Below are 23577 nucleotides of genomic sequence, written 5' to 3'. Positions count from 1 at the left end.
AACCGATTAGGGCTGAACCAAACTGGGGAAACTGAAATTAAAGTAGACCGATTTTCTTTTTAAGGCTGGTCGTGACAGCAGACTTATTAGTTAGGTAATTATTCAGCCCATTAGCCCGTAAGTGGCAGGCTGCACATTCGCCGCAGCCATCGCCTTTAATGCCGTTATAGCAGGTCAGCGTGTGGTGGCGAATAAGGTCTAGCTGTTGGTAATAATCGGCTAATGCCCAGGTCTCAGCTTTGTCTAGCCACATTAGCGGAGTGATGAAAGCGATATCCCGCGCGATGCCGAGATTAATGGCATGGTTGAGGGCTTTAACAAATTCATCGCGGCAATCTGGGTAGCCAGAGAAATCCGTTTCGCATACACCGGTAATGACCGCTTCTGCTTGTACCTGATAAGCGTAGATTGCCGCCAGAGTCAGAAACAGGATATTGCGGCCGGGAACGAAGGTGTTGGGAATGGCATTTTCGCTGCTTTCTTCATAAGTCGGCACGGGAATACTGTCGCGAGTTAGGCTACTGACCGCCAGCTCGTTTAGCATGCAGACATCCAGCACTTTGTGCGCTTTGGCGCCTAATTGAATGACAAGTTCGCGGGCTACGTCGATCTCTTCACGATGGCGCTGACCATAATCAAAAGTCACACAGTGAACTTCATCATATTGCTGCAATGCCTGAATCAGACAGGTGGTGGAGTCCTGCCCACCGCTAAATACTACGACTGCGCGTTTCATTAATCGCTCCCTCGTAGGCTTAAGGTCGATATAACAATAACCTTGAGCCGGAAATTAAATACTGTGGCTATGTTAACTCAGTTAGCTGGCTAAAAGGTAATAACAGGCCGAATTGAATCAGTGAAGCCATTGATAATTACTGTACCTGCAATAAGCGCTATCCAAGGATAGTTCGCTTTAATTATCTAATATGGCGTTATCCAGCGATGAATCTGGGGTAGGGGGCAACCAGGCCTGACAAAAATCAAACCAACCGTAGGCGGTGAGCGTAACGCCTTTGATTCTCGGTGGCGCACTAACCTGATATTGATAATTTAATAGCGGCAGAACCAACCCGGTGGACATCAGCTGTAGATAGTGTTCCCGCAATAATGCATAACGTTCACTTGGTGCTTTAACCTGTTGAATTTGCAGTAATGACTGCTGTTGCCAAAGCAGTAAGTCTGCCGGAAGAATACCCTGCCATAAAAAATCATGGCGTAACCAACTTTCCATGGTGGCTTCGCGGGATTCTCCAACAAGATGGTCTGACATTAAGAGGTCTGCTTGTTCACATTGGTTAACGCTTTGCCAGTGTTTGTTGGCGCAAAATTGAACTTCAAGCTCGCAGCCGTGTTCGGCGAGTAATTTTTTCAACTCGCTGGCAACCATGGTCAACTCTGCTGGTTGCTGGTAGAGCAAAATTAGCCGTTTAGGTAGCGTGATGCTTTTATCTTCTGGGAACCGAGGGATAGGCCAGCCGGGCAACATTTCTTCGCTGGGAATGATAATTCCCCTTTGAATGGATAAATTTGCCAGAAAACCGGATGCCTGAATCAGCATCATCATTTTTCTGGCTTGCTGGGAATTGAGCTGGCCTCGTTTCAGGTTCATGGCTAAATAGCAAAAACCTAGGCTGGTACTGCGTTGAACAGGTTTTGCCAAGGGCATATCTTCGCTTTGCCCAATGGTGATGCTGACCGGATGCTGGCTGCTGCCGTTAACCACAACATCCGGAGGCTGTGGGGAGATCCAGTATTCGATACTGTCGAGATAGGGATGCTGCAAATGATAAAACTCATGTTGTTCGAGCCTTATCAAGTGTTTTTCAAAGTCGGCTACTTTAAACGGCCCGGCGCCTACCGATGGAGAGTCAGGGTGAAACAAACGATAGGGCAAATCGGCCATACGGTGAGCCAACCAGTAATCGGGATATTCAAGGGTAAACTGGACGCATAACGCATGCGGCAGAGTTATAGATTTAACATTTTCCAGCCCCGGCTGACCGCGAGGATGGTGACGCAGTATATGGAAGGTTTCCAGTAACTGTGCTCCGCTAATGGGATCGCCATTATGCCAGCGAAGCTGGCTGCGTAAGAAAAATTGCCAGGTTAGGCCATCATCACTAATGTGCCAGTGATGGGCCAGATCGGGCTTTGGCAGAGGATCACCGGTCTGAAAGCGGGTCAGACCCGCATGTAGCGTATATATCAAATGCTGTTCCGCGCGCCCGTTGGTTTCTAGCGGAATTAGCGGTTCCAGCTCTCGATAATAAGGAATTCGTAGTACCGGGCTATCCGCTTGCCATTGCCCGCCCATATGTGGGCTAAGTAATGCATGCAGACGCTGGGGTTCCAACTGGGCTAATTGAAATGCACCCTGATGATCCCCTTGTTGTAATAACTGGCGTAGATAGGTTGCTCGCAATTCATCCGGTGTTTTCAGGCAGTGAATTCGTGCTCGTTTGCCTCTGCCAACTTGCGCATCCCAACTGAGCCAGCCCTGTTCCTCAAATTTTTGGATAAGGGTTCTGGTATGCCGATCGCTACAAAAAAACAGCTTGGCTAATTCACTAACCGTCGTGTTACCAGCCTGCTGGCCAAATTCTTGATATAAACGCTGATATTGAGCCAATCGGTGAAATATGCGCATAGTTAAATCCGGAAGGGTTTGTATTAATTGTTCACTATTAGTTCCCTAAATACTACGCCATACTTTTGTCACTGCCAGCAGGCTCACAATTTTATGAGGTAAGTATGTACCGCTTAGCCGCTTTCGATATGGATGGAACTTTATTAATGCGTAACCATCAGATCGGTGAGGCGACTTTGGAAGCGCTGCATCAATTGCACCAGCGACAGATAATTGTCACTTTTGCTACCGGACGTCATTACCTCGATATGAAAGGGATTTTATCCAGTTTAGGAATTAAAGGTTATCTGATTACCGGTAATGGAACCCGTATTCATGATATTGACGGCAATAAATTGCAGGGTACAGATTTACCCGCGGAATTAGTGCAGTTCGTTCTGGGAACAACCTGGTCTACCAACGCCAGCATGCATATTTTTCGCGATGAAGGCTGGTTTACCAATCGTGACGATCCGGCGCAGTTAACGGCGCATAAACTGAGCGGGTTTAAATACCAACTCACTGAATTTAATCAGTTACCTTTGGCAGGAACACACAAAATCTGTTTCTGCGCGCCTCACGAAGAGCTGTTGCCGCTGAAGGACAGGTTAGCTGCGCGGATGGGGCAAGAGGTGGATTTGTGTTTTTCTGCCAGGGACTGTCTGGAAGTTTTACCTCGTCACTGTAATAAAGGTGCTGCTCTGGCTTCGTTGACAGAACTATTGGGTGTTGAAATGGTCGATTGCATGGCATTTGGCGATGCAATGAATGATAAAGAAATGCTTGATCAGGTTGGGCGCGGAATGGTAATGGGTAACGCATTGCCTCAGCTTAAATCAGCATTGCCGCAGCTTCAGGTTATTGGCCATTGTGAACAACAGGCCGTAGCTCACTATTTGCAACATTGGCTAAGTTCACCACACCTCACCTATTCCCCCGAATTCTGAGGTGATTGCTATTAGCCAGCCGGATATTTATCCGGCTTTTTTTTTGCTTATTATCGACCAACTTTAAATAAATTGGCCGATGAACTGGATGATTACAGGTTTTCCAACTCCGCCTTAAAACTGGTTAAATCCCCAATGTTAGCGCTCACCCATTCAGGGTTGTAATAAGTATCCAGATAGCGTTCTCCGCTGTCGCAGAGCAGAGTGACAATAGCTCCTGACTCGCCTTTTTCACGCATTTGTCGGGCTAACTGTAAAGCACCCCATACGTTAGTGCCGGTGGAGGCGCCCACTTTACGACCCAAAACGCCTTCTAACCAATGTGCCGTAGCAACGCTGGCCGCGTCGGGAACGCGTAGCATGCTATCGATCACCTCAGGAATAAAAGAGGGTTCGGCGCGCGGGCGGCCAATCCCTTCGATGCGGCTGCCGCAGGTGCCGGTTACGCTGCGATCCCGATTGCAGAAGCAATCGTAAAAGACCGAATTTTCCGGATCGACTACCATCAATTGAGTATTATGCCCCTGATAACGAATATAACGGCCCAGCGTCGCCGAAGTGCCACCGGTACCAGCGCTCATCACAATGTAATTGGGAACGGTAAAGGGTTCGCGGGCCATCTGGCGATAGATACTATCGGCAATATTATTATTTCCGCGCCAATCGGTAGCTCGCTCAGCGTAGGTGAATTGGTCCATATAATGGCCGTTTAATTCTTTTGCCAACTGCTCGGACGCGGCATAAATTTGCCCCGCATGATCGACAAAGTGGCAGCGACCACCGTAAAAGGCAATTTGTTCGACTTTTTTGCGCGCGGTGCAGCTTGGCATAACTGCAATAAACGGCAACCCAATCAGGCGGGCAAAGTAAGCTTCAGAAACCGCAGTGCTGCCGGAAGAGGCCTCAATAATAGTTGTCCCTTCCTTTATCCAGCCGTTACACAGGCCGTAAAGAAACAGAGAGCGCGCCAGCCGGTGTTTCAGACTTCCGGTTGGATGGGTGCTTTCGTCTTTCAGATACAGGTAAATGCCAGGAAACTCAGGCAAATTTAAGCGAATTAAGTGTGTATCAGCTGAGCGTTGAAAATCCGCCTCTATTTCACTGATGGCGTTTTTTACCCAAGTATTGGTCATGTAGTGGCCTGCGATGTCGGGGGTATCAAATTATGACTAGGTTAACGGTATTTTGGGAAAAAATTGTTGCCATTTTTACTTCTTTATCTCCTAATGAGAGAAATTTATTCTCTGGAGTGGCGATATGTTAGATAAAACAGACCGAAAACTACTGCGTATGTTGCAGGAGGATTGCACGCTCTCTCTTCAGGTTTTGGCAGAGGCAGTCAATCTGACGTCAACGCCTTGCTGGAAAAGGCTAAAGCGTCTGGAGGATGAAGGTTATATCCGTGGCCGGGTGGCGCTCTTGGATAGCGAAAAACTGGGGCTGGGATTAACGGCTTTCGTACTGATAAAAACCCAACAGCATAATAGCGGCTGGTATCAGGAGTTTGTGCAATTCACTAAGCAGATGCCGGAGGTACTGGCTTTCTACCGTATGGCCGGAGAATATGACTATCTGATGCAGGTCGAAGTTGCGGATATGAAAAGCTACGATAGTTTCTATAAGCGTATGGTGAATGGTGTTCCGGGGTTGATAGATGTAACTTCCAGCTTCGCAATGGAGAAAATTAAGTACACAACGGTACTACCGGTTCCTGAGTGAATAATTCACTAAATAACAACTTTATCGATGTTATTCTATGCCGCATGAGCCGTGGCGAGAGAGTCTGACATTATTCGATTCGCCTCCATACTATTTCCCTTCATATCATGGAATAAAACTGCGTGAGATTGTTTGCTCAACTAGGCTGGTACTTTCGTCGCGAATGGCGTCGCTATTTGGGTGCGGTAGTACTGCTGATCATTATCGCCATTTTACAGCTGTTGCCACCCAAACTGGTTGGGGTCATCGTGGATGGTATGACGGAAAAAACCATGTCCGCCAATATGTTGTGGACATGGATTGGCGTAATGGTAGTGACCGCGATAATAGTGTATCTGCTACGCTACGTCTGGCGCGTATTACTCTTCGGCGCATCCTATCAATTAGCGGTGGAATTACGCTCTAATTTCTACCGTCAGCTTAGCCGGCAGAATCCTGGTTTTTACTTGCGTCACCGCACAGGCGATCTGATGGCTCGCGCCACCAATGATGTCGATCGAGTGGTTTTCGCCGCCGGTGAAGGGGTATTGACGCTGGTGGACTCATTGGTGATGGGCTGTGCGGTGCTGATTGTGATGAGCACACAAATCAGCTGGCAGCTGACGCTGCTGTCGTTGTTACCGATGCCGATAATGGCGATTGTAATCAATTATTTCGGTGATTTATTGCACCAACGTTTTAAATCTGCGCAAGGGGCTTTCTCGGCGTTAAATAATCAGGCGCAAGAGAGCCTGACCAGCATTCGCATGATTAAGGCATTTGGCCTTGAAAATCATCAGTCTGAGCAGTTTTCCCGTGTAGCAACCGAGGCCGGTGCGAAAAATATGCACGTAGCCAAGGTTGATGCCTGTTTTGATCCTACGATTTATATCGCTATCGGCGTAGCCAATTTACTGGCCATCGGTGGCGGTAGCTGGATGGTTGTGAATGGCAGCATTACGTTAGGGCAATTAACCAGTTTTATTATGTATTTAGGGTTGATGATTTGGCCAATGCTGGCGCTGGCGTGGATGTTTAATATCGTTGAGCGTGGCAGTGCCGCTTACGGCCGTATCCGTAGTTTGTTGGAAGAGGCTCCGGTTGTTGTCGATGGACAAACGCCATTACAGGCGGAACGCAGTACTTTGACGATTGATATTCGCCGCTTTGATTATCCCGGAAGTGATAAGCCCGCTTTACAAGACGTCAAGCTGAAGCTGGAGCCAGGAGAGATGCTGGGGCTATGCGGCCCAACCGGTTCGGGGAAAAGTACCTTGCTGGCCTTGATTCAACGACAGTTTGATATAGACGAAGGTGACATTTGCTATCAGGGGCAACCTCTGACGGCTATTCGTTTGGACGATTGGCGTAGCCGCCTGTCGGTGGTCAGCCAAACGCCATTTTTATTCTCGGATACCGTTGCAGGCAATATTGCATTGGGTAAGCCTGACGCCACGCAGCAGGAAATTGAACAAGCGGCTCGTTTAGCCAGCGTTCACGAAGATATTCTGCGGTTACCACAGGGATACGAAACCGAAGTGGGAGAGCGGGGCGTGATGCTTTCCGGTGGACAAAAGCAGCGTATTTCTATTGCTCGCGCCCTGTTGCTTAATAGCGAAATATTGATTCTGGACGATGCTCTGTCGGCGGTTGATGGGCAGACGGAGCATCAAATCCTGAAGAACCTGCGTCAGTGGGGAGCACATCGCACCGTTATTATTAGCGCTCATCGTCTCTCTGCATTGACTGAGGCAAATGAAATTCTGGTCATGCAACAGGGGGGCGTGGTGCAGCGTGGCGATCATGAGCAGTTACTGAATCAGTCGGGATGGTATCGGGAAATGTATCGTTATCAGCAAATTGAAGCAGCTTTAGATAGCGATGAAGGGCTGGAGGTCGTATCCGATGAGTAAAGCTCGACAACTTTGGCCGACGTTAAAACGTCTGCTGGCTTATGGTTCAGCCTACAAAAGACCCTTGTCTATCGCGATAGTCATGCTGTGGATTGCGGCAGCGGCGGAGGTAAGTGGCCCACTGCTGATCAGCTATTTCATCGATAATATGGTCGCAAAAGGCAATTTGCCCTTGGCTGTAGTGAGTGGCTTGGCGCTGGCCTATTTGCTGCTGCAACTCTTGGCGGCGGCGCTGCATTATTTTCAGACGATTCTGTTTAACCGGGCTGCCGTGGGTGTGGTGCAACAGTTGCGTATTGAAGTCATGGATGCCGCACTACGCCAGCCGCTTAGCGCATTTGATACTCAGCCGGTCGGTCAATTAATTTCTCGCGTTACTAACGATACCGAAGTCATTAAAGATTTATATGTGATGGTGGTTTCTACCGTGCTGAAAAGTGCGGCGTTAATTGGCGCGATGCTGGTGGCGATGTTTAGCCTCGATTGGCGTATGGCGTGGATTGCCATCTGTATTTTTCCGGCGGTTTTGGTGGTCATGGCGCTTTATCAACGCTACAGCACGCCGGTGGTACGGCGAGTACGCGCCTATCTGGCAGATATTAACGATGGTTTTAACGAAGTTATCAACGGCATGGGGGTCATTCAGCAATTCCGCCAGCAGGTTCGTTTTGGCGAGCGAATGTCTGCCGTTAATCGGGCGCACTATAGGGCGCGAATGCAAACTCTGCGTCTAGAAGGCTTCCTGCTACGGCCATTACTCAGCTTGTTTTCGGCATTGGTACTTTGCGGGCTGTTGTTACTGTTTGGGTTGAGCCCAGAAGGCTCGGTGGGTGTGGGGGTACTGTACGCGTTTATTAACTACCTTGGTCGCCTGAATGAACCTTTAATCGAGCTAACTTCTCAGCAATCAATCATGCAGCAGGCGGTGGTGGCTGGGGAACGTATATTCGAACTGATGGATCGCGCTCAGCAAGGTTACGGTCAGGATAATAATCCACTGACCAGCGGTCATATCCGGATGCGAGACGTTTCCTTCTCTTATCGTTCGGATAAAACAGTGCTAAACCACATCAATCTGGATGTGCCGTCGCGAGGCTTTGTCGCATTGGTCGGGCATACCGGCAGTGGGAAAAGTACGCTAGCCAACTTGCTGATGGGCTATTACCCGGTACAGCAGGGAGAGATTCTGCTGGATGGGCGCCCGCTTGACACACTCTCTCATCAAGTGCTGCGACAGGGTGTCTCCATGGTGCAGCAAGATCCGGTGGTGCTGGCTGATTCTTTCTTTGCCAATATTACACTGGGGCGTGATATCAGTGAGGAACAGGTTTGGCAGACGCTGGAAACCGTTCAACTGGCACCTTTGGTCCGCGCCTTGCCGGAAGGATTACACACTCGTTTGGGGGAGCAGGGCAATACGCTGTCGGTTGGACAAAAACAGCTACTGGCTATGGCTCGTGTATTGGTACAAACGCCGCAAATTCTGATTCTGGACGAGGCAACGGCCAATATTGACTCCGGCACGGAACAGGCTATTCAGAAAGCTTTGCACTTAATCCGAAAAAATACCACGCTGGTGGTGATTGCTCATCGTTTGTCGACCATTGTGGATGCCGACAGTATTTTAGTTCTGCATCGTGGACAAGCGGTGGAGCAAGGCAAGCATCAGGAACTCCTTGCGCAACAGGGCCGCTATTATCAAATGTATCAATTGCAGTTAGTTAGCGAAGAACTGGAGACCGTCGAACCGGAAGAAGCCGCTATTAGCTAGCTCAGATTGTCAGGGGGAGCTTTCCCCCTGAAATTCAATTCATGCCCGCTTATTTTCTTCCCCGCACTAAAATCTGGCGTCTTGCGCCGCCTTGTTCGTGGAAATGCACTTTTGTGACGCGTGTGGCACTATTTTGGTGCACAAAAAACGTACTGCTCGCTGCTGCGGTGAGATTCACACCTATACTGAAGTCGATAATCCATCCTCAAGCCTCTTTTTATCAATAAATTCTTCGCTAGTTTATTTATGGCACATCCTTTGCTTTATCCCTGATGCGGCAGACGTTATTCGGACTTAATTCGAGAAGGGGCAAATATGAAGCTGGTTACCGTGGTAATAAAACCATTCAAACTTGAGGATGTGCGCGAAGCCTTATCCTCCATAGGTATTCAGGGGCTGACCGTAACCGAAGTGAAAGGATTTGGTCGCCAGAAAGGACATGCTGAACTTTATCGTGGGGCTGAATATAGCGTTAATTTCCTGCCCAAAGTCAAAATAGACATTGCTATTGCCGATGATCAATTGGATGAAGTCATTGATGTCATCAGCAAAGCGGCCTACACCGGCAAGATCGGTGATGGCAAAATTTTCGTTGCCGAATTGCAACGGGTTATTCGCATTCGTACCGGTGAAACAGACGAAGCAGCGCTCTGATTCTAGGCTCAAATTTAGTGATTAGGGATGGGTTGATAATGAAAAAACGTTTATCCGTGTGGGGCCTGAGCGCAGCAGCCATGTTGCCTTCGATGGCTATGGCCGCCGCGCCTGCGGTCGCTGATAAAGCCGATAACGCCTTTATGATGATCTGCACTGCGTTGGTGTTGTTCATGACTATCCCAGGCATCGCTTTGTTTTACGGTGGCTTGATTCGTTCGAAAAACGTGCTGTCGCTAATGACACAGGTGATGGTCACTTTCGCTCTGGTCTGCGTACTGTGGATTATCTACGGCTACAGTCTGGCTTTCGGCACAGGTAACGCATTCTTCGGTGGTTTCGAAATGGCAATGCTGAAAGGCATTGGCTTGACCAACCTGAGCGGCACTTTCTATCAATTGATTCACGTTGCGTTTCAGGCTTCATTCGCCTGTATTACCGTGGCGTTGATTGTCGGTGCCTTTGCTGAACGTATCCGCTTCTCTGCGGTGCTCATTTTCACTCTGATCTGGCTGACTTTCTCTTATTTACCTATGGCGCATATGGTGTGGGGCGGCGGTTTTCTGGCACAGGATGGCGCGCTGGACTTTGCCGGTGGCACCGTGGTGCATATTAACGCCGCGGTAGCCGGTTTGGTCGGTGCCTATATGCTGGGTAAACGAGCAGGCTTTGGGAAAGAAGCCTTTAAACCTCACAACTTGCCTATGGTCTTTACCGGTACCGCTATTCTGTATATCGGCTGGTTTGGCTTTAACGCAGGTTCTGCCAGTTCAGCGAATGAAATTGCCGCATTGGCCTTTATTAATACCGTGGTGGCAACAGCTGGCGCTATTTTATCCTGGGTATTTGCCGAGTGGATTTTACGTGGGAAACCATCGTTGCTCGGCGCTTGTTCCGGCTGTATCGCGGGTCTGGTTGCTATTACGCCGGCTGCGGGCACCGTGGGCGTTGGTGGCGCGCTGATTATTGGTTTAGTCGGTGGCGTTGCTGGGTTGTGGGGCGTTGTATTACTGAAGAAATGGCTACGTGTTGATGATACTTGTGATGTATTTGGCGTACACGGCGTCTGCGGTATCGTAGGTTGCATACTTACCGGCGTGTTTACCGCATCTTCACTGGGAGGCACCGGTTATGCGGCTGGTGTCACCATGGGGCATCAGGTCGGCGTACAGCTCTTCAGTATTGGCGTGTGTGTTGTCTGGTCTGGCGTTGTTGCCTTTATCGCTTTCAAAATTGCCGATGTTATCGTTGGCCTGAGAGTGCCAGAAGAGCAGGAACGCGAAGGTTTGGATGTTAACAGCCACGGTGAAAATGCTTATAACCAGTAAGAATTTGAGTTCGAAATAAGTAATATTTAGCGAAGGGGCGATATTGATTTCGCCCCTTTGTTGATTAAAGAGATTAGAAAGAAGTAAAACCGAATGAATCAGCGGCACAAGTACCCATCAGCCGCGTAAACGAATAACCCCTTCTTGCACCGTAGAGGCGACGAGCACACCCTGGCGATTGTAAATCTGACCACGAACAAAGCCACGAGCGCCGGATGCTGAAGTACTTTCTACCGTATACAACAGCCATTCATCCAGGCGGAATGGGCGGTGGAACCACATAGAATGATCGATGGTAGCAATCTGTACTCCCGGCTCGAGAAAACCGATGCCATGAGGCTGAAGAGCCGTCGGCAAGAAGTTAAAATCAGACGCGTAGCCCAGCAAATATTGGTGGATATCCAAATCGTCCGGCATCTGGCCGTTAGCGCGGAACCATACGTGACGCAGCGGTTCTTCTTTATGACCTTTCAACGGGTTATGGAATTTAACCGGTCGCATTTCAATCGGCTGGTGGCCAATAAACTTATCCCGCAGTTTTTCTGGAATCAGGTGCGCCAGATTTTTGGCGATTTCGGCTTCCGATACCAAACCTTCCGGCGGTGGCACATCCGGCATGTCATTCTGATGCTCAAATCCCTCTTCAGGCGTTTGGAATGACGCGGTCATAAAGAAGATCGGTTTGCCATTTTGAATAGCGCTGACGCGGCGTGCGCTAAAGCTGGTGCCATCTCGCAGGTTTTCCACATCGTAAACGATAGGTTTGCTGCTGTCGCCGGGGCGAAGAAAATAGCTATGGAAAGAGTGAATGTAACGATCGGCTGGTGCGGTCTGTTTCGCAGCATAAATTGCCTGGCCGACAACCTGTCCGCCAAATACCTGACGCAGCCCTAAGTCTTCACTTTGGCCACGATAAAGACCTTCTTCGATCTTTTCCAGATTAATCAAGTTGAGGAGCTTTTGCAGTGCCTGACCCATGGTGTGGCCCTCTGTGTTTTCTTTCAGCATAGTGTGCTGAATTATTAGGTAGCTCGTCAATGTATTGCTATTAATTCACTATACAAACTATTGTTTGTAGAGAAACTAATTGCTAACTGAATGATTAGGCTGGATGTCAGAAACGCCAGGTAGCGTTTTATGCTATAATTACCTGTCTAGGTGGTTGAAGCCACTTATTAAGCGCCGGATTTTCGATGAGTCACCGGCATTGGGATAATAAGAAGGAGACGACCCTATGAAACTATGGCAGATAGTTGGCGGCGCAGCATTAACGGTAACCTTGGCGGGTTGCGCGAATCACGGCGCAGAAGTTCCTACCCAGACGGCAGCAAGCGCCGCAGCGACCTCGGCCGCTATCGCGCAGCCATCAGTCAGAGGTACCGTAAATATTCGCGAACGTGTGGCATTGCCACCTGACGCAGTCATTACGGTAACCTTGTCTGATGCTTCTTTGGCCGATGCTCCTTCCAAAGTGATTGCTCAGCGTGCAGTGCGAACCGACGGCAAGCAGGCACCTTTTACTTTCGTGCTGCCGTTTAATCCTGCGGAAATTACGCCTAACGCTCGGATTATCCTTAGCGCGGCGATAACTCAGAATGGCCAGTTATTATTTATCACTGATACCATTCAGGAAGTGATTAACCGTGGTCAGGGGACAAATGCGGATCTGGTATTAGTACCGGTAACCTCCGCGCCAATTCAGACTACACCTTAATCACCTTTGAGAATGACATAAAAGCAGGATGGAATAGATGCCAAGGCGTATTTTCCCATACTGCTTTTATCTTTCTGTTTTAATTTTCCGCTATTACCAACGCCAGGCAAATCGTTTAAGGTCGATATATCCTTGAACTTCAAAAGTGACACCTTCCGCTAGTAAGGCTTTTTGCTGACGCAAATAATCTTCGCCGCTTAGTGAGATTTCACCGTGGCGATTGACGACACGATGCCAGGGTAGGCTAGTGCCTTCCGGCAGGCGTTTCAGTACTCCACCGACCTGTCTGGCTGCCCGTGGCGAGCCGCACAGACGCGCGATGGTGCCATAGGTGGTCACCTGACCATAAGGAATGGCGGATACCACATGAAATACGCGCTGACGGAAACTATCTTCTTCCTGTTCCATACTCTGCGGAGCTCTTTTTAAATGAATGCGAGTGCCTGGAATTATTATCATGCAATATCCCCGGAGCTGCGAGAAACATATTTCTGACGGCCACTAGCCATTTGTTGGGCAAGAAACCACCAGTTGATGCGGGTTGTCTTGCTATTTAGCGGGGTATGGTCAATAATGCCCACCGCTTCGGAGTATCAGGAGCTGTCAATGGAGGCTCTGTTGGTTCTCCCGCAACACTAACTTGTGAACTCGGTCAGGTCCGGAAGGAAGCAGCCGCAGCAGGCGAGGTGTGTGCCGGGATGTAGCTGGCAGGGCCTCCACCAATTCTGGCCTAGCCTAAATCTCTCCTGTTTCTCATATATCGCCATTTACACCCAACGACTTATACCTGACTACTCCTACCTCACTACCCAGATGATTTAATCGCTTTCTTTAGGCTGTTGCAGCGATTTCACCAACGTTTGCTCTCTCCCCGTAGTTATCCTTTTAGCCTGTATCGTTTAACCGAGACAAAGGCACAATATGCTCAATACATTTTGTATTTAGATATCTCTCTTTGTCATCCCCATAGTTTATCAATGGCAAAAATGGATATTTTTAAAAAACTACGGGGAAAAAGCGTTGGGGTGTTTCTTATAAGAATTGAATTTTTAGCCACTAACCATAATACCTAAACCTTGAAGCTAACCATTATTGTTTTGGATAAAAGGCTATTTTTAACTGGATTTGACAAAATTAGATTAAAATATTGGCGTAAAGGGGTGTTGTACCGGGTTACGTAAATAACCGTACAGACAGAAAAGAGTTTTTACATAGTTTATGATAACCGTTAAATCATTACCCCATTGAAGCCGATAGGGTTATCGGCTCAACGTTGTTCGTCTTAACCAGCGCTAAGCGATTTACCTTACATACTTCCAAACACCCATAGGAATCTTATCATACAGTTTATTCATAGTTAGCTCAGCCAGGCGATGATCTGCGGCGGAGTAGAATAATTCCAGTTCGTCATCAGATAGTTCATACGTATTTTTTTCAATAACACGTTCTAAAGTGTCAATTGTTGTGCATTTTCTTAAACGCATCAGATAGTCAGTTTTGGTCATAATGGAAATTCTTCTCAATATATGAATAAAATATGAATAAAGAAATTATAGGGCACTATCCCTTAATTTTTCATCAGGGTACAGACGTATTCCCCTGAGAATAGTCTGAATAATCGGTCTTTTGTTTTCTGCCAGCGACGCAATTCCGGGTCATTAATTCCGTAACTACTAAACAGTGTATAAGTGTCGTCTAGATATTCCTCCACTAACTCGGAGAGGTCCGCTTCTTCCGCGTATTTTATTTTAAAACTCATCACAAATGAAGCTATATGCTCGATCAAATCATTTAACTGTAAATTTATCGCAGAAGTCGGATCGTTTACCCAGCCGTGGTGACTATCGCCTAATGTGGCAATACCTTCATCATACAAATTCTCACATAAGAATTTCAACTGAGCAATATCATGTCGCTTAGGTGAGTACTCATCCATATCATCCCCTCCGTTAACGCTTAATCGGTGCGATAACACATAGTGAGTAGACTGATAATCATTATACGAACAGGTAAACAGCCAGAAAGTAAATAAGTCTGTCGTATACAAATATAAATCATTTTTTCAGTCACTGCTCTATCTTTATTACTTAATCTTACAATTCATCAGCGGTAGAGGGTTTGTCGTAATCTATTATATCAAAGATTATTTTTTCAGGATGTACAATAAATGTTACAGCGTTAGTAATGTAATCTTGGGTGTTGATATCAAGACAGGCGTTAAAAATATACCATTGATAACGGTAAGTCATTGAATAATCGTTAAGCTGAATGTTTTTAATCTCAAGAATTTCTAATGAGCCTGCAGCGTAGCGTGCATCTTCGGAATAATACATTAGCCCAGACGTCAGGTTTTCTTCAATCGTGCTGATATTATCTTTTATTACCTCACTCAGTTGTGAAACAGAGCTGAGGCAGCGGGAGAAGTCTCCTCGGATTTCCTTGTTCATTAATTGTTCGCTTATGGGCTAATTAATTTATTTAATGTATCAAAACTCAAGGGCAGGGAGTGAACCTGCTGATACAGCCTGTTGTCCATGAGATTTAAGTGGTTTTTGAATAATTCGAATAAGTAATATTATTAATCAAATAAACAGCTTAGCAATGTAGTGTAATACGTCAGAAGAGACTTAATATTGTTTAATCTTGACGAGTGAGAGTCATGGCTTCCTAATATTTCCCGATTATTGCACTGTGAGTAGAAGAAAAATTTAAGACTAAATTCATCTGTTGAGCGGTTAATGTGAAGGGAAGCCCATGATGGAGGGACGCAGCCTTACACATGGGCAACTAAAGATCATTCGATATTGCTATCATTACCCTTCCGAATACGAAACAGTATAGCTGGCTAACCCGGTGTCATTTGGTAAAGATAATTTAATTTACTGTTACGAATTATTTTAAATTAAATTAGATGCCATTTACAGTTTAAACCATAATTTTTTGCCTGCTATTGCCATAGGCCTCCCACTCTAGACTCTTCTCCCTGATTCTCCTTTCTCCGCGTTATCTCACTCTTTGTTACCTAAATTATGCATCAATATCATCTTGAGTATTGAATCTGACAACTTGATGTGATGTTATATTGTATCAATAATGACTCACTGATATCTTCCTATGTGCCAATCCCATCACCATAAAGCGTCGCTTTCTGTACCGAATCGAACGCTATTTTCAATTTCTTCATGGCTGCGCGCGTTCGGCATGATAACCGTGCTGATCTTATTGTGGTCAGCCATTTATTGGGCGAATGCACTGCCATGATCACTTTGCAACAGCTACAGGTTGGTTATGGGCAGCAGCCGGTCACCGCTCCTCTTACCGGCTCTTTTGCCCGCGGCTCGCTCACCGCAGTGATTGGCGCAAATGGTGCCGGCAAATCCACCTTACTTAAGACATTGGCCGGATTACAGCCAGCGTTAGGCGGCAAAATAGTCTTTGGCGACAAGAAGATTCCCAGAATGGCTTATTTACCGCAGCAAGCCGAATTGGATCGCCAATTCCCTATTATCGTGTTCGATGTAGTAGCAATGGGATGCTGGCCACAAAGTGGGATGTTTGGTGGCCTGAATCGACAATCGGTACAACGCATCAAGCAGGCTTTGGACACCGTCGGCATGCTGGATATGGCCAGATGTCCGGTTGGGGTGTTATCCGGCGGGCAGTTGCAGCGGGTACTTTTCGCCCGGTTGTTGGTACAGCAGGCTCCTTTATTACTGCTCGATGAGCCTTTTACCGGCATTGATAATCAGACTCTCTGCTTGCTATTAAACGTTATCCAGCAGCTCCATCAGGAAGGGCGAACCATTATTGCCGTTTTGCATGATATGTCGATGGTAGCGCAGCATTTTCCACGAGTATTACAGCTCACCGCTGAATATTGTCGCTGGGATGAATCTAAACGCTTGTTTGCCGAGTGCGCTGAAGCAGGCCGAAACCTTTCCAATCAAAATAATCTGTCTGTGGAAGCCCAGCCATGAATTTGTTTCATCTATTAGCCGACCCTTTTGTCGATTTCGGTTTTATGCGACGAGCGTTGGTGGCTTGTCTGGCTTTGTCTTTGAGCGCCGCGCCGCTTGGCGTTTTTCTATTGCTACGACGAATGAGTCTGGTGGGGGATGCGCTTTCCCACGCGGTATTACCCGGTGCGGCTATTGGCTACCTGATTTCTGGCGTATCGCTGGTTGCGATGGGCATCGGTGGATTTATCGCTGGACTGGCGGTGGCCATGCTATCAGGGCTAGTCAGCCGTAAAACACCGTTAAAAGAGGACGCCAGTTTCGCCGGTTTTTATTTGGGTTCTCTAGCACTTGGCGTCACTTTGGTTTCATTACGCGGCTCCAGCATGGATTTATTGCATGTGTTATTCGGTTCGATTCTGGCTATTGATTCCGCCGCGATGACCATGGTGGGCGCTATCGCGACCCTTTCGCTGTTAGTACTGGCGTTGATTTATCGAGCCCTGGTGATTGAATCATTCGACCCTGTCTTTCTGCGCGTCAGTATGGGGCGTTGGCTGATGGTGGTGCATGGCATTTTTCTTGCTTTGGTCGTGGTCAATCTGGTCGCCGGTTTCCAGATTTTAGGCACCTTGATGTCGGTAGGGTTGATGATGTTACCTGCGGCCAGTGCGCGTTTTTGGGCCAAGGATTTACCTCATACTTTAGCTTTTTCGGTGCTGATCGGCATGATTTCCAGCGTTGTAGGCTTGATTTGGTCTTACTACGCTTCACTGCCCGCCGGGCCGGCTATTGTGCTTAGCGCCAGTATTATTTTCTTTATTTCGATTTTGTTTGGCTCGCGCGGCGGCATTTGGGCCGTGGCGCGGGATTAGAAGTGTGTGCTTTAAAGGAGAATTAAATGAAGCGTTTACCTATCGCGTTGGCGGTCGCTGCCCTGCTGTCCAGCCCGCTGGCTATGGCCAAAACTATCGAAGCCGTCGCCAGTTTTTCTATTCTAGGAGATATTGTGCAGCAAATCGGTGGTGAGCATGTGAAAGTCACCACGCTAGTGGGGCCGGACGGCGATCCGCACAGTTTTTCCCCCTCGCCTAAAGATAGCAAACAGATTTCTCAGGCTGACGTGGTATTTGTCAGCGGGCTGGGTCTGGAAGGTTGGTTGAATCGTCTTATTGCGGCCTCTGGCTATAAAGGGCCGGTGGTGACGCTTTCAGAGGGTATTCATTCACGGAAAATGGAGGAGGAGGGGAAAAAAGTGACCGACCCTCACGCCTGGAACAGTATGCAAAATGGTATTCAATATGCCACGCATGTGATGAATGCTTTAATCGTTGCCGATCCTGAGGACGCGGATTATTACCGTAAACATGGTGCAGAATATATCCAGAAATTGGAAAAACTGGATGCCTATGCTAAAGCCCAGTTTGCCAGTATTCCCGTTGAAAAACGCAAAGTACTGACCAGCCATGATGCTTTTGGTTATTTTGGACAGGAATATGGCGTCACCTTTTTGGCACCCGTTGGTTTTTCCACTGAAGCCGAGGCCAGCGCCAGCGACGTGGCCAATTTGATTAAGCAAATCAAACAGGAAAAGGTAAAAACCTATTTTATTGAGAATCAAACCGATCCGCGTTTAGTGAAGCAGATTGCTGCAGCCAGCGGGGCGGAGGCCGGAGGCGAATTGTTTCCTGAAGCGCTATCTCAGAAAACTGGCCCGGCAGCTACCTATGCGGAAGCGTTCAAACATAATGTCGATACTATCGTCGCCAGTATGAAATAACTATTTTCCCCTGTCTGCAACGGGCAGGGGGGCGACAACACTTCTAAAAGCACGGCATAGTGAGTTTTACGGTAAAGAAAAAGCCCCGTTGGGCAGCAACGAGGCTTTTTATCTACAGGCAACAAGCAAAATACAAGTTGGTAAATCGGACTTAACGTTTCTTTTTAGTTCCTCCCTGAACCGCTTTGAAGCGCGGATTGCTTTTACAAATAACAAAGACTCGTCCGTGGCGACGGACAATCTTGCAGTCTGGATGACGGTTTTTTGCTGAACGTAATGAACTAAGCACTTGCATGATGCATTCCCAGATCAGTTATTTTTTTTGAAAAAATGGCCAAAACGCTGCTGGAAGCGCGCGGTGCTACCTTCTTTGGAGAATTCTTTTTGTTTCCCTGTGTAATAAGGATGGGAAGCGGAAGAGATATCCAAAGTGACGTAAGGATAGGTTTGGCCTTCGAATTCGATCGTGCGTTCGGTGGCTATGGTCGAACCTACGGTGAAGTAAACGTTGGCGCTGGTGTCGTGAAAGACTACGGTGCGATAGGTAGGGTGAATACCGGCTCTCATAATAACCTCTATGTAATGTTATAATATAACAATAATTATGCGCCGAGAAATAAGCGGTTTCAAGCCAAAAATGCAAACAATGGAAAAATGATGATGGATGAGGCGATCGTCAGACCTGTGCTTAAGAAGGGGATCGATGAAAATTTAGTGAAATGCCAGGCAAGAAAAAGGCCGCTTGCGCGGCCTTTTACAGAGTGTTATCGCAGGTTAAGCATTACTTAACCTGATGATCAACCGAATGACTATGTTCAATATCCTCATTCTTCTTGCTGAAACGGCGGCGAACCACCACGAAGAACACTGGAACAAAGAAGATCGCCAGTACGGTTGCGGTTACCATCCCGCCCATTACGCCAGTACCTACCGCGTTCTGAGCGCCTGAACCTGCACCACTGCTGATAACCAGCGGCATTACCCCGAGGATAAAGGCCAGTGAGGTCATCAGAATCGGACGCAGACGCATACGAACCGCTTCCAACGTAGATTCGATCAGCCCTTTACCTTCTTTCTCCATTAAGTCCTTGGCGAACTCAACGATCAAGATGGCGTTTTTGGCCGACAAGCCTATGGTTGTCAACAGGCCCACCTGGAAGTAAACGTCGTTGTTTAATCCACGCAGAGAAGCGGCGAGTAACGCCCCGACTACGCCCAGCGGAACCACCAGCATAACGGAGAACGGAATTGACCAGCTCTCGTATAGTGCGGCCAGACACAGGAATACCACAATCAGTGAGATGGCATACAGCGCCGGAGCCTGGTTACCAGACAGACGTTCCTGATAGGACATACCGGTCCAGTCATAGCCGATACCGCTTGGCAATTTAGACGCCAGTTGCTCCATCAGATCCATCGCTTCACCGGTACTTTTACCCGGTGCAGCCTGACCCAAAATTTCCATTGATGGCAAACCGTTATAACGTTCCAGACGCGGTGAACCATACTCCCACTTCGCAGTAGAGAAGGTGGCAAACGACACCATTTCACCCGCGTTGTTGCGGACATACCACTTATCGATATCGCTCGGTAACATACGGAACGGCGCATCTGCCTGTACGTAAACTTTCTTCACACGACCGCGGTCGATAAAGTCGTTCACGTAGCTCCCCCCCATGGCGGAACCGAGTGTGGTATTGATGTCGGAAATAGCCACGCCGAGGGCCTGTGCTTTTTCCTGATCAACTTCCACTTTGAACTGAGGTGTATCTTCTAAACCATTTGGACGCATGCCTACCAGCATGTCTGAATGCTGAGCCGCCATACCTAACAGCTGGTTACGTGCCGCAGTCAGTTTTTCATGCCCCAGGTTACCCTGGTCAATCAGTTGGAAGTCAAAGCCGGTCGCAGTACCTAACTCGACAATCGCCGGTAGGTTAAAGGCGAATACCAAACCGTCTTTGATTTGCGAGAAGGCGTGAGATGCGCGGCCAACGATAGCCGGTACCTTATTCTCCTCGCCCTGACGTTCGTCCCAGTTTTTCAGGCTGACGAACGCCAAACCGGTATTTTGCCCCTGTCCGCTGAAACCGAAGCCGTTAACGGTAAAGACCGAGTTAACTACGTCTTTTTCTTTGTCCAGATAGTAATCCGTCACGTGGTCTAGCACTTTCTGGGTACGCTCTTGCGTAGCACCTGCCGGTAGCTGAACCATGGTCAGGAATACGCCCTGATCTTCTTCCGGTAGGAATGATGTTGGCAGGCGCAGGAACAACACGCCCATACCGATAACAATCGCCAGATAGATCACCAGATAACGGCCGGTACTGCGCAGGATATTAGCTACGCTGTCGGTGTAATGGTGGGTGCTCTTTTCGAACATCCGGTTAAACCAACCGAAGAAACCGGTTTTCGGGCCGTGTGAACCTTTAGGAATAGGTTTCAACATAGTGGCGCACAGTGCCGGTGTCAGAATCAACGCCACCAGAACCGACAGCACCATGGCAGAAACGATGGTAATAGAGAACTGACGGTAAATCGCACCGGTAGAACCACCGAAGAAGGCCATCGGGATGAATACCGCAGAAAGCACCATCGCGATCCCCACCAATGCGCCCTGGATCTGCTCCATGGATTTCTTGGTGGCTTCTTTCGGCGGTAGCCCTTCCTCTTGCATCACACGTTCGACGTTCTCTACTACAACGATGGCGTCATCCACCAATAGCCCTATCGCCAACACCATCCCGAACATCGTTAGCGTGTTTATCGAATAGCCAAAGGCGGAAAGAATGGCGAACGTCCCCAACAGCACCACAGGTACGGCGATGGTTGGGATCAGGGTAGCCCGGAAGTTCTGTAGGAACAGATACATAACCAGGAATACCAGAATGATCGCTTCGACCAGCGTTTTCACCACTTCGTTGATGGAAATCTTAACGAATGGCGTGGTGTCGTACGGGTAAACTACTTTTAGACCGGCTGGGAAGAACGGTTGCAGCTTGGCCAGTTCGGCTTTTACTGCCGCCGAAGTGTTCAGGGCGTTAGCCCCGGTAGCCAGTTTGATACCGATACCTGCCGCAGGTTTACCGTTGAAACGAGCGATAACGCTGTAGCTTTCCGCTCCCAATTTGACGATTGCGACGTCTTTCAGGCGAACCTGAGAGCCGTCGGTGTTCACTTTCAGCAAGATCTGGCTGAATTCTTCCGCAGAGGTCAAACGGGTTTGCGCAATAATAGACGAGTTAAGCTGCTGGCCCGGCACTGGCGGTGTACCACCAAGCTGGCCTGCTGCCACCTGATTATTCTGCACTTTAATCGCATTGATAACGTCAACCGGCGTCAGCTTGTAGTTGTTCAGCTTGTGTGGATCCATCCAAATACGCATCGCATATTGGGAACCGAACAGCTGAACGTCACCCACGCCGGAGGTACGGCTGATAGGATCTTTAATGTTCGAACCTACGTAGTCGGCGATATCTTCCTGCTGCATGGTGCCATCTTCGGAAATAAAGCCGGCAACCATTAAGAAGCTGCTGCTGGATTTCTCGACGCTAACGCCTTGCTGTTGTACTTCTTGCGGTAACAGCGGCATGGCCAGTTGCAGTTTGTTCTGCACCTGAACCTGCGCGATATCCGGATCGGTACCTTCGTTAAAGGTCAGAGTGATCTGTACGCTACCGGACGAGTCGCTGCTGGAAGACATATACAGCAAGCCATCGATGCCGTTCATGTTCTGTTCGATAACCTGAGTTACCGTATTCTGAACCGTGGTCGCATCGGCGCCTGGATAGTTGGCAGAGATCGAAATTGCCGGTGGCGCAATGGTCGGATATTGCGCTACGGGCAGTTTCATTATCGCAAGTGCGCCCGCCAACATAATGATAATGGCGATAACCCATGCGAATATGGGGCGATCTATAAAGTACTTAGCCATGAATTACCGGCTCCTTTTAAGACTTCTTCGCTTGTTCAGCCGGTGCTGCTGCCGGTGCGGCGTCAGAGACTTCCTGCACCTTCACCTGCACGCCCGGTTTGATTTTCTGTAAGCCGGTTACAATCACGCGATCGCCCGGTTTCAAGCCGTCGGTAATCAGCCATTTATCGCCGATTGCCTGAGCCGCAGTTACCGTGCGCAGTTCTACTTTGTCACCTTCGCCCACGACCATCGCGGTGGCTTCACCACGCGGGTTACGGGTAATACCCTGCTGAGGAACCAGCAGCGCATCTGCTCTCACACCTTCATCAAGACGGGCGCGGACGAACATTCCCGGTAACAATGACTCGTTCGGGTTAGGGAAGATGGCACGAATCGTAATGGAACCTGTGGTTTCATCCACGGTTACGCCGGAGAATTCCAGCGTCCCGGTTTCAGAATATTCAGTGCCGTTTTCCAATAACAGGCGCACTTTCGCTTTGCCGTTTTCCTGTTTCATGACGCCGCTGGCCAGTTCTTTCTTCAGGCGCAGGAATTCATCACTGGACTGCGTCACGTCCACATACATTGGATCGAGCTGCTGAACGGTGGTTAATGCGGTGGCCTGAGCGCTGCTAACCAGAGCGCCTTCGGTTACCGAAGATTTACCGGTACGACCTGAAATTGGCGAAGTTACCTTGGTGTAAGCCAGATTAATACGTGCGCTTTCCAGCGCAGCTTTTGCGCTTTGTACTGCCGCATTGGCCTGCATCAGGTTAGAGGTCGCGGTATCGTAATCTTGTTTACTGATGTAGTTGGTGCCTAACAGAGGTTTGTAACGGTTAACGGTCAAACGCGCAATTTCCGCGCTGGCCTGTGCTTTGGCTAAATCGCCTTTGGCGCTGTCATAAGCGGCCTGATAGGTCGCCGGGTCAATTTGATATAGCGATGTTCCGGCGGTAACGTCACTGCCTTCAACATAATTACGTTTAAGAATAATGCCACTAACTTGAGGACGAACCTCAGCAATACGGAAAGCAGACGTCCGCCCCGGAAGCTCAGTAGTAATATTGAGAGGTTGAGCTTTCAATGTCACGATACCAACTTCAGGGGCTTGTTGTGCCTGGGCGCCTTGCGCTGCATCTTTATCATTACATCCTATAAGTACTAAGCTGCCTGAAAGTACCAGAATTGCAGCCAGAGGCATTACCCCTCTGTTTTTGCTCATAGATAAACCTCAAGTGTCCGATTTTTAATTAACCAATGGATCACAAGCT

Annotated in this window: 22 protein-coding genes and 1 other RNA gene; 11 read left to right on the top strand and 12 right to left on the bottom strand. The window is 48.3% G+C overall.

Annotated elements, in window-relative coordinates; all coding sequences use genetic code 11:
* Positions 1 to 37 precede the first annotated feature (37 nt).
* Positions 38 to 736: a 7-cyano-7-deazaguanine synthase QueC gene (queC, locus tag ACQ4OC_RS10350; protein WP_120806385.1), complete on the bottom strand. Its 699-nt coding sequence runs from the start codon at positions 734 to 736 to the stop codon at positions 38 to 40.
* Positions 737 to 913: 177 nt separating this feature from the next.
* Positions 914 to 2647 carry an SgrR family transcriptional regulator gene (locus ACQ4OC_RS10345; RefSeq protein WP_120806387.1) on the bottom strand — a complete coding sequence of 578 codons (1734 nt, stop codon included), beginning with the start codon at positions 2645 to 2647 and terminating at the stop codon, positions 914 to 916.
* Positions 2648 to 2751: 104 nt separating this feature from the next.
* Between ACQ4OC_RS10345 and cof the strand changes: the two genes are divergently transcribed.
* Positions 2752 to 3573, top strand: a complete 822-nt coding sequence (cof, locus tag ACQ4OC_RS10340) for an HMP-PP phosphatase (RefSeq protein WP_430971152.1) — start codon at positions 2752 to 2754, stop codon at positions 3571 to 3573.
* A 92-nt stretch (positions 3574 to 3665) separates the two neighbouring features.
* Here cof and ACQ4OC_RS10335 read toward each other — a convergent pair whose 3' ends face one another.
* Positions 3666 to 4706 (bottom strand): PLP-dependent cysteine synthase family protein, encoded by a 1041-nt coding sequence (locus tag ACQ4OC_RS10335; protein ID WP_064512260.1) that lies wholly within the window; start codon positions 4704 to 4706, stop codon positions 3666 to 3668.
* 124 nt (positions 4707 to 4830) lie between these two features.
* Here ACQ4OC_RS10335 and ACQ4OC_RS10330 point away from each other — a divergent pair, with 124 nt between their 5' ends.
* The 5 genes from ACQ4OC_RS10330 to amtB all read left to right on the top strand — a co-directional run bounded on the left by ACQ4OC_RS10330 (position 4831) and on the right by amtB (position 10937).
* Positions 4831 to 5292, top strand: a complete 462-nt coding sequence (locus ACQ4OC_RS10330) for an Lrp/AsnC family transcriptional regulator (RefSeq protein WP_049598560.1) — start codon at positions 4831 to 4833, stop codon at positions 5290 to 5292.
* Between the two features lie 122 nt (positions 5293 to 5414).
* Positions 5415 to 7184 carry a SmdA family multidrug ABC transporter permease/ATP-binding protein gene (locus ACQ4OC_RS10325; RefSeq protein ID WP_064512262.1) on the top strand — a complete coding sequence of 590 codons (1770 nt, stop codon included), beginning with the start codon at positions 5415 to 5417 and terminating at the stop codon, positions 7182 to 7184.
* The gene (locus ACQ4OC_RS10320) at positions 7177 to 8955 is read left to right on the top strand and encodes a SmdB family multidrug efflux ABC transporter permease/ATP-binding protein (RefSeq protein ID WP_064512264.1); all 1779 of its coding nucleotides are present in this window, start codon (positions 7177 to 7179) and stop codon (positions 8953 to 8955) included. Before ACQ4OC_RS10325 ends, ACQ4OC_RS10320 begins: the two co-directional genes overlap by 8 nt.
* Positions 8956 to 9270: 315 nt before the next feature.
* Entirely contained in the window at positions 9271 to 9609 is a 339-nt protein-coding gene (gene glnK, locus ACQ4OC_RS10315; protein WP_009114005.1) for a P-II family nitrogen regulator, read from the top strand.
* A 38-nt stretch (positions 9610 to 9647) separates the two neighbouring features.
* On the top strand, positions 9648 to 10937 hold the full coding sequence (gene amtB / locus ACQ4OC_RS10310; protein ID WP_064512266.1) for an ammonium transporter AmtB: 1290 nt from the start codon (positions 9648 to 9650) through the stop codon (positions 10935 to 10937).
* Between the two features lie 117 nt (positions 10938 to 11054).
* On the opposite strand, the gene tesB is transcribed toward amtB, so the two are convergent.
* The gene (tesB, locus tag ACQ4OC_RS10305) at positions 11055 to 11915 is read right to left on the bottom strand and encodes an acyl-CoA thioesterase II (protein WP_064512267.1); all 861 of its coding nucleotides are present in this window, start codon (positions 11913 to 11915) and stop codon (positions 11055 to 11057) included.
* Positions 11916 to 12171: 256 nt separating this feature from the next.
* On the opposite strand from tesB, the gene ACQ4OC_RS10300 reads away from it, so the two are divergent.
* Positions 12172 to 12651, top strand: a complete 480-nt coding sequence (locus ACQ4OC_RS10300; RefSeq protein WP_120806396.1) for a YbaY family lipoprotein — start codon at positions 12172 to 12174, stop codon at positions 12649 to 12651.
* Positions 12652 to 12744: 93 nt separating this feature from the next.
* Here the strand turns inward: ACQ4OC_RS10300 and ACQ4OC_RS10295 are convergent, their stop codons facing one another.
* Positions 12745 to 13110, bottom strand: coding sequence for an MGMT family protein (locus ACQ4OC_RS10295; protein ID WP_084414258.1), 366 nt, complete (start codon positions 13108 to 13110; stop codon positions 12745 to 12747).
* A 157-nt stretch (positions 13111 to 13267) separates the two neighbouring features.
* Between ACQ4OC_RS10295 and ffs the strand changes: the two genes are divergently transcribed.
* Positions 13268 to 13364: signal recognition particle sRNA small type (gene ffs / locus ACQ4OC_RS10290), an RNA gene on the top strand.
* Positions 13365 to 13952: 588 nt separating this feature from the next.
* On the opposite strand, the gene ACQ4OC_RS10285 is transcribed toward ffs, so the two are convergent.
* From ACQ4OC_RS10285 to ACQ4OC_RS10275, 3 genes are all read right to left on the bottom strand, one after another.
* Entirely contained in the window at positions 13953 to 14156 is a 204-nt protein-coding gene (locus ACQ4OC_RS10285; protein WP_064512271.1) for an HHA domain-containing protein, read from the bottom strand.
* A 62-nt stretch (positions 14157 to 14218) separates the two neighbouring features.
* A complete protein-coding gene (gene tomB / locus ACQ4OC_RS10280; protein WP_064512273.1) occupies positions 14219 to 14587 on the bottom strand; it encodes an Hha toxicity modulator TomB in 369 nt (122 codons plus the stop codon).
* A gap of 157 nt (positions 14588 to 14744) precedes the next feature.
* Positions 14745 to 15098 carry a hypothetical protein gene (locus tag ACQ4OC_RS10275; protein WP_064512275.1) on the bottom strand — a complete coding sequence of 118 codons (354 nt, stop codon included), beginning with the start codon at positions 15096 to 15098 and terminating at the stop codon, positions 14745 to 14747.
* Between the two features lie 810 nt (positions 15099 to 15908).
* Between ACQ4OC_RS10275 and ACQ4OC_RS10270 the strand changes: the two genes are divergently transcribed.
* The 3 genes from ACQ4OC_RS10270 to ACQ4OC_RS10260 are packed head-to-tail and all read left to right on the top strand — an operon-like array spanning position 15909 to position 18387.
* Entirely contained in the window at positions 15909 to 16628 is a 720-nt protein-coding gene (locus ACQ4OC_RS10270; protein ID WP_064518168.1) for a metal ABC transporter ATP-binding protein, read from the top strand.
* Positions 16625 to 17482, top strand: a complete 858-nt coding sequence (locus ACQ4OC_RS10265) for a metal ABC transporter permease (RefSeq protein WP_064512277.1) — start codon at positions 16625 to 16627, stop codon at positions 17480 to 17482. The genes ACQ4OC_RS10270 and ACQ4OC_RS10265 overlap by 4 nt, the downstream gene beginning before the upstream one ends.
* Positions 17483 to 17508: 26 nt before the next feature.
* Entirely contained in the window at positions 17509 to 18387 is an 879-nt protein-coding gene (locus ACQ4OC_RS10260; protein ID WP_064512279.1) for a metal ABC transporter substrate-binding protein, read from the top strand.
* A 151-nt stretch (positions 18388 to 18538) separates the two neighbouring features.
* On the opposite strand, the gene ykgO is transcribed toward ACQ4OC_RS10260, so the two are convergent.
* The 4 genes from ykgO to ACQ4OC_RS10240 all read right to left on the bottom strand — a co-directional run bounded on the left by ykgO (position 18539) and on the right by ACQ4OC_RS10240 (position 23528).
* Positions 18539 to 18682, bottom strand: coding sequence for a type B 50S ribosomal protein L36 (gene ykgO, locus ACQ4OC_RS10255; protein WP_071889688.1), 144 nt, complete (start codon positions 18680 to 18682; stop codon positions 18539 to 18541).
* Between the two features lie 14 nt (positions 18683 to 18696).
* The gene (locus tag ACQ4OC_RS10250) at positions 18697 to 18954 is read right to left on the bottom strand and encodes a type B 50S ribosomal protein L31 (RefSeq protein ID WP_064512281.1); all 258 of its coding nucleotides are present in this window, start codon (positions 18952 to 18954) and stop codon (positions 18697 to 18699) included.
* A 214-nt stretch (positions 18955 to 19168) separates the two neighbouring features.
* On the bottom strand, positions 19169 to 22321 hold the full coding sequence (gene acrB / locus ACQ4OC_RS10245) for an efflux RND transporter permease AcrB (RefSeq protein ID WP_064512282.1): 3153 nt from the start codon (positions 22319 to 22321) through the stop codon (positions 19169 to 19171).
* 16 nt (positions 22322 to 22337) lie between these two features.
* The gene (locus tag ACQ4OC_RS10240) at positions 22338 to 23528 is read right to left on the bottom strand and encodes an efflux RND transporter periplasmic adaptor subunit (RefSeq protein WP_430971151.1); all 1191 of its coding nucleotides are present in this window, start codon (positions 23526 to 23528) and stop codon (positions 22338 to 22340) included.
* Positions 23529 to 23577: the final 49 nt, after the last annotated feature.

Origin of the sequence: Yersinia sp. J1, from assembly GCF_050586585.1 — a bacterium.
GTDB lineage: Bacteria > Pseudomonadota > Gammaproteobacteria > Enterobacterales > Enterobacteriaceae > Yersinia > Yersinia entomophaga.
Note: the sequence above shows the minus strand (reverse complement) of the source record. Positions and strands in the feature narration are given on the sequence as shown.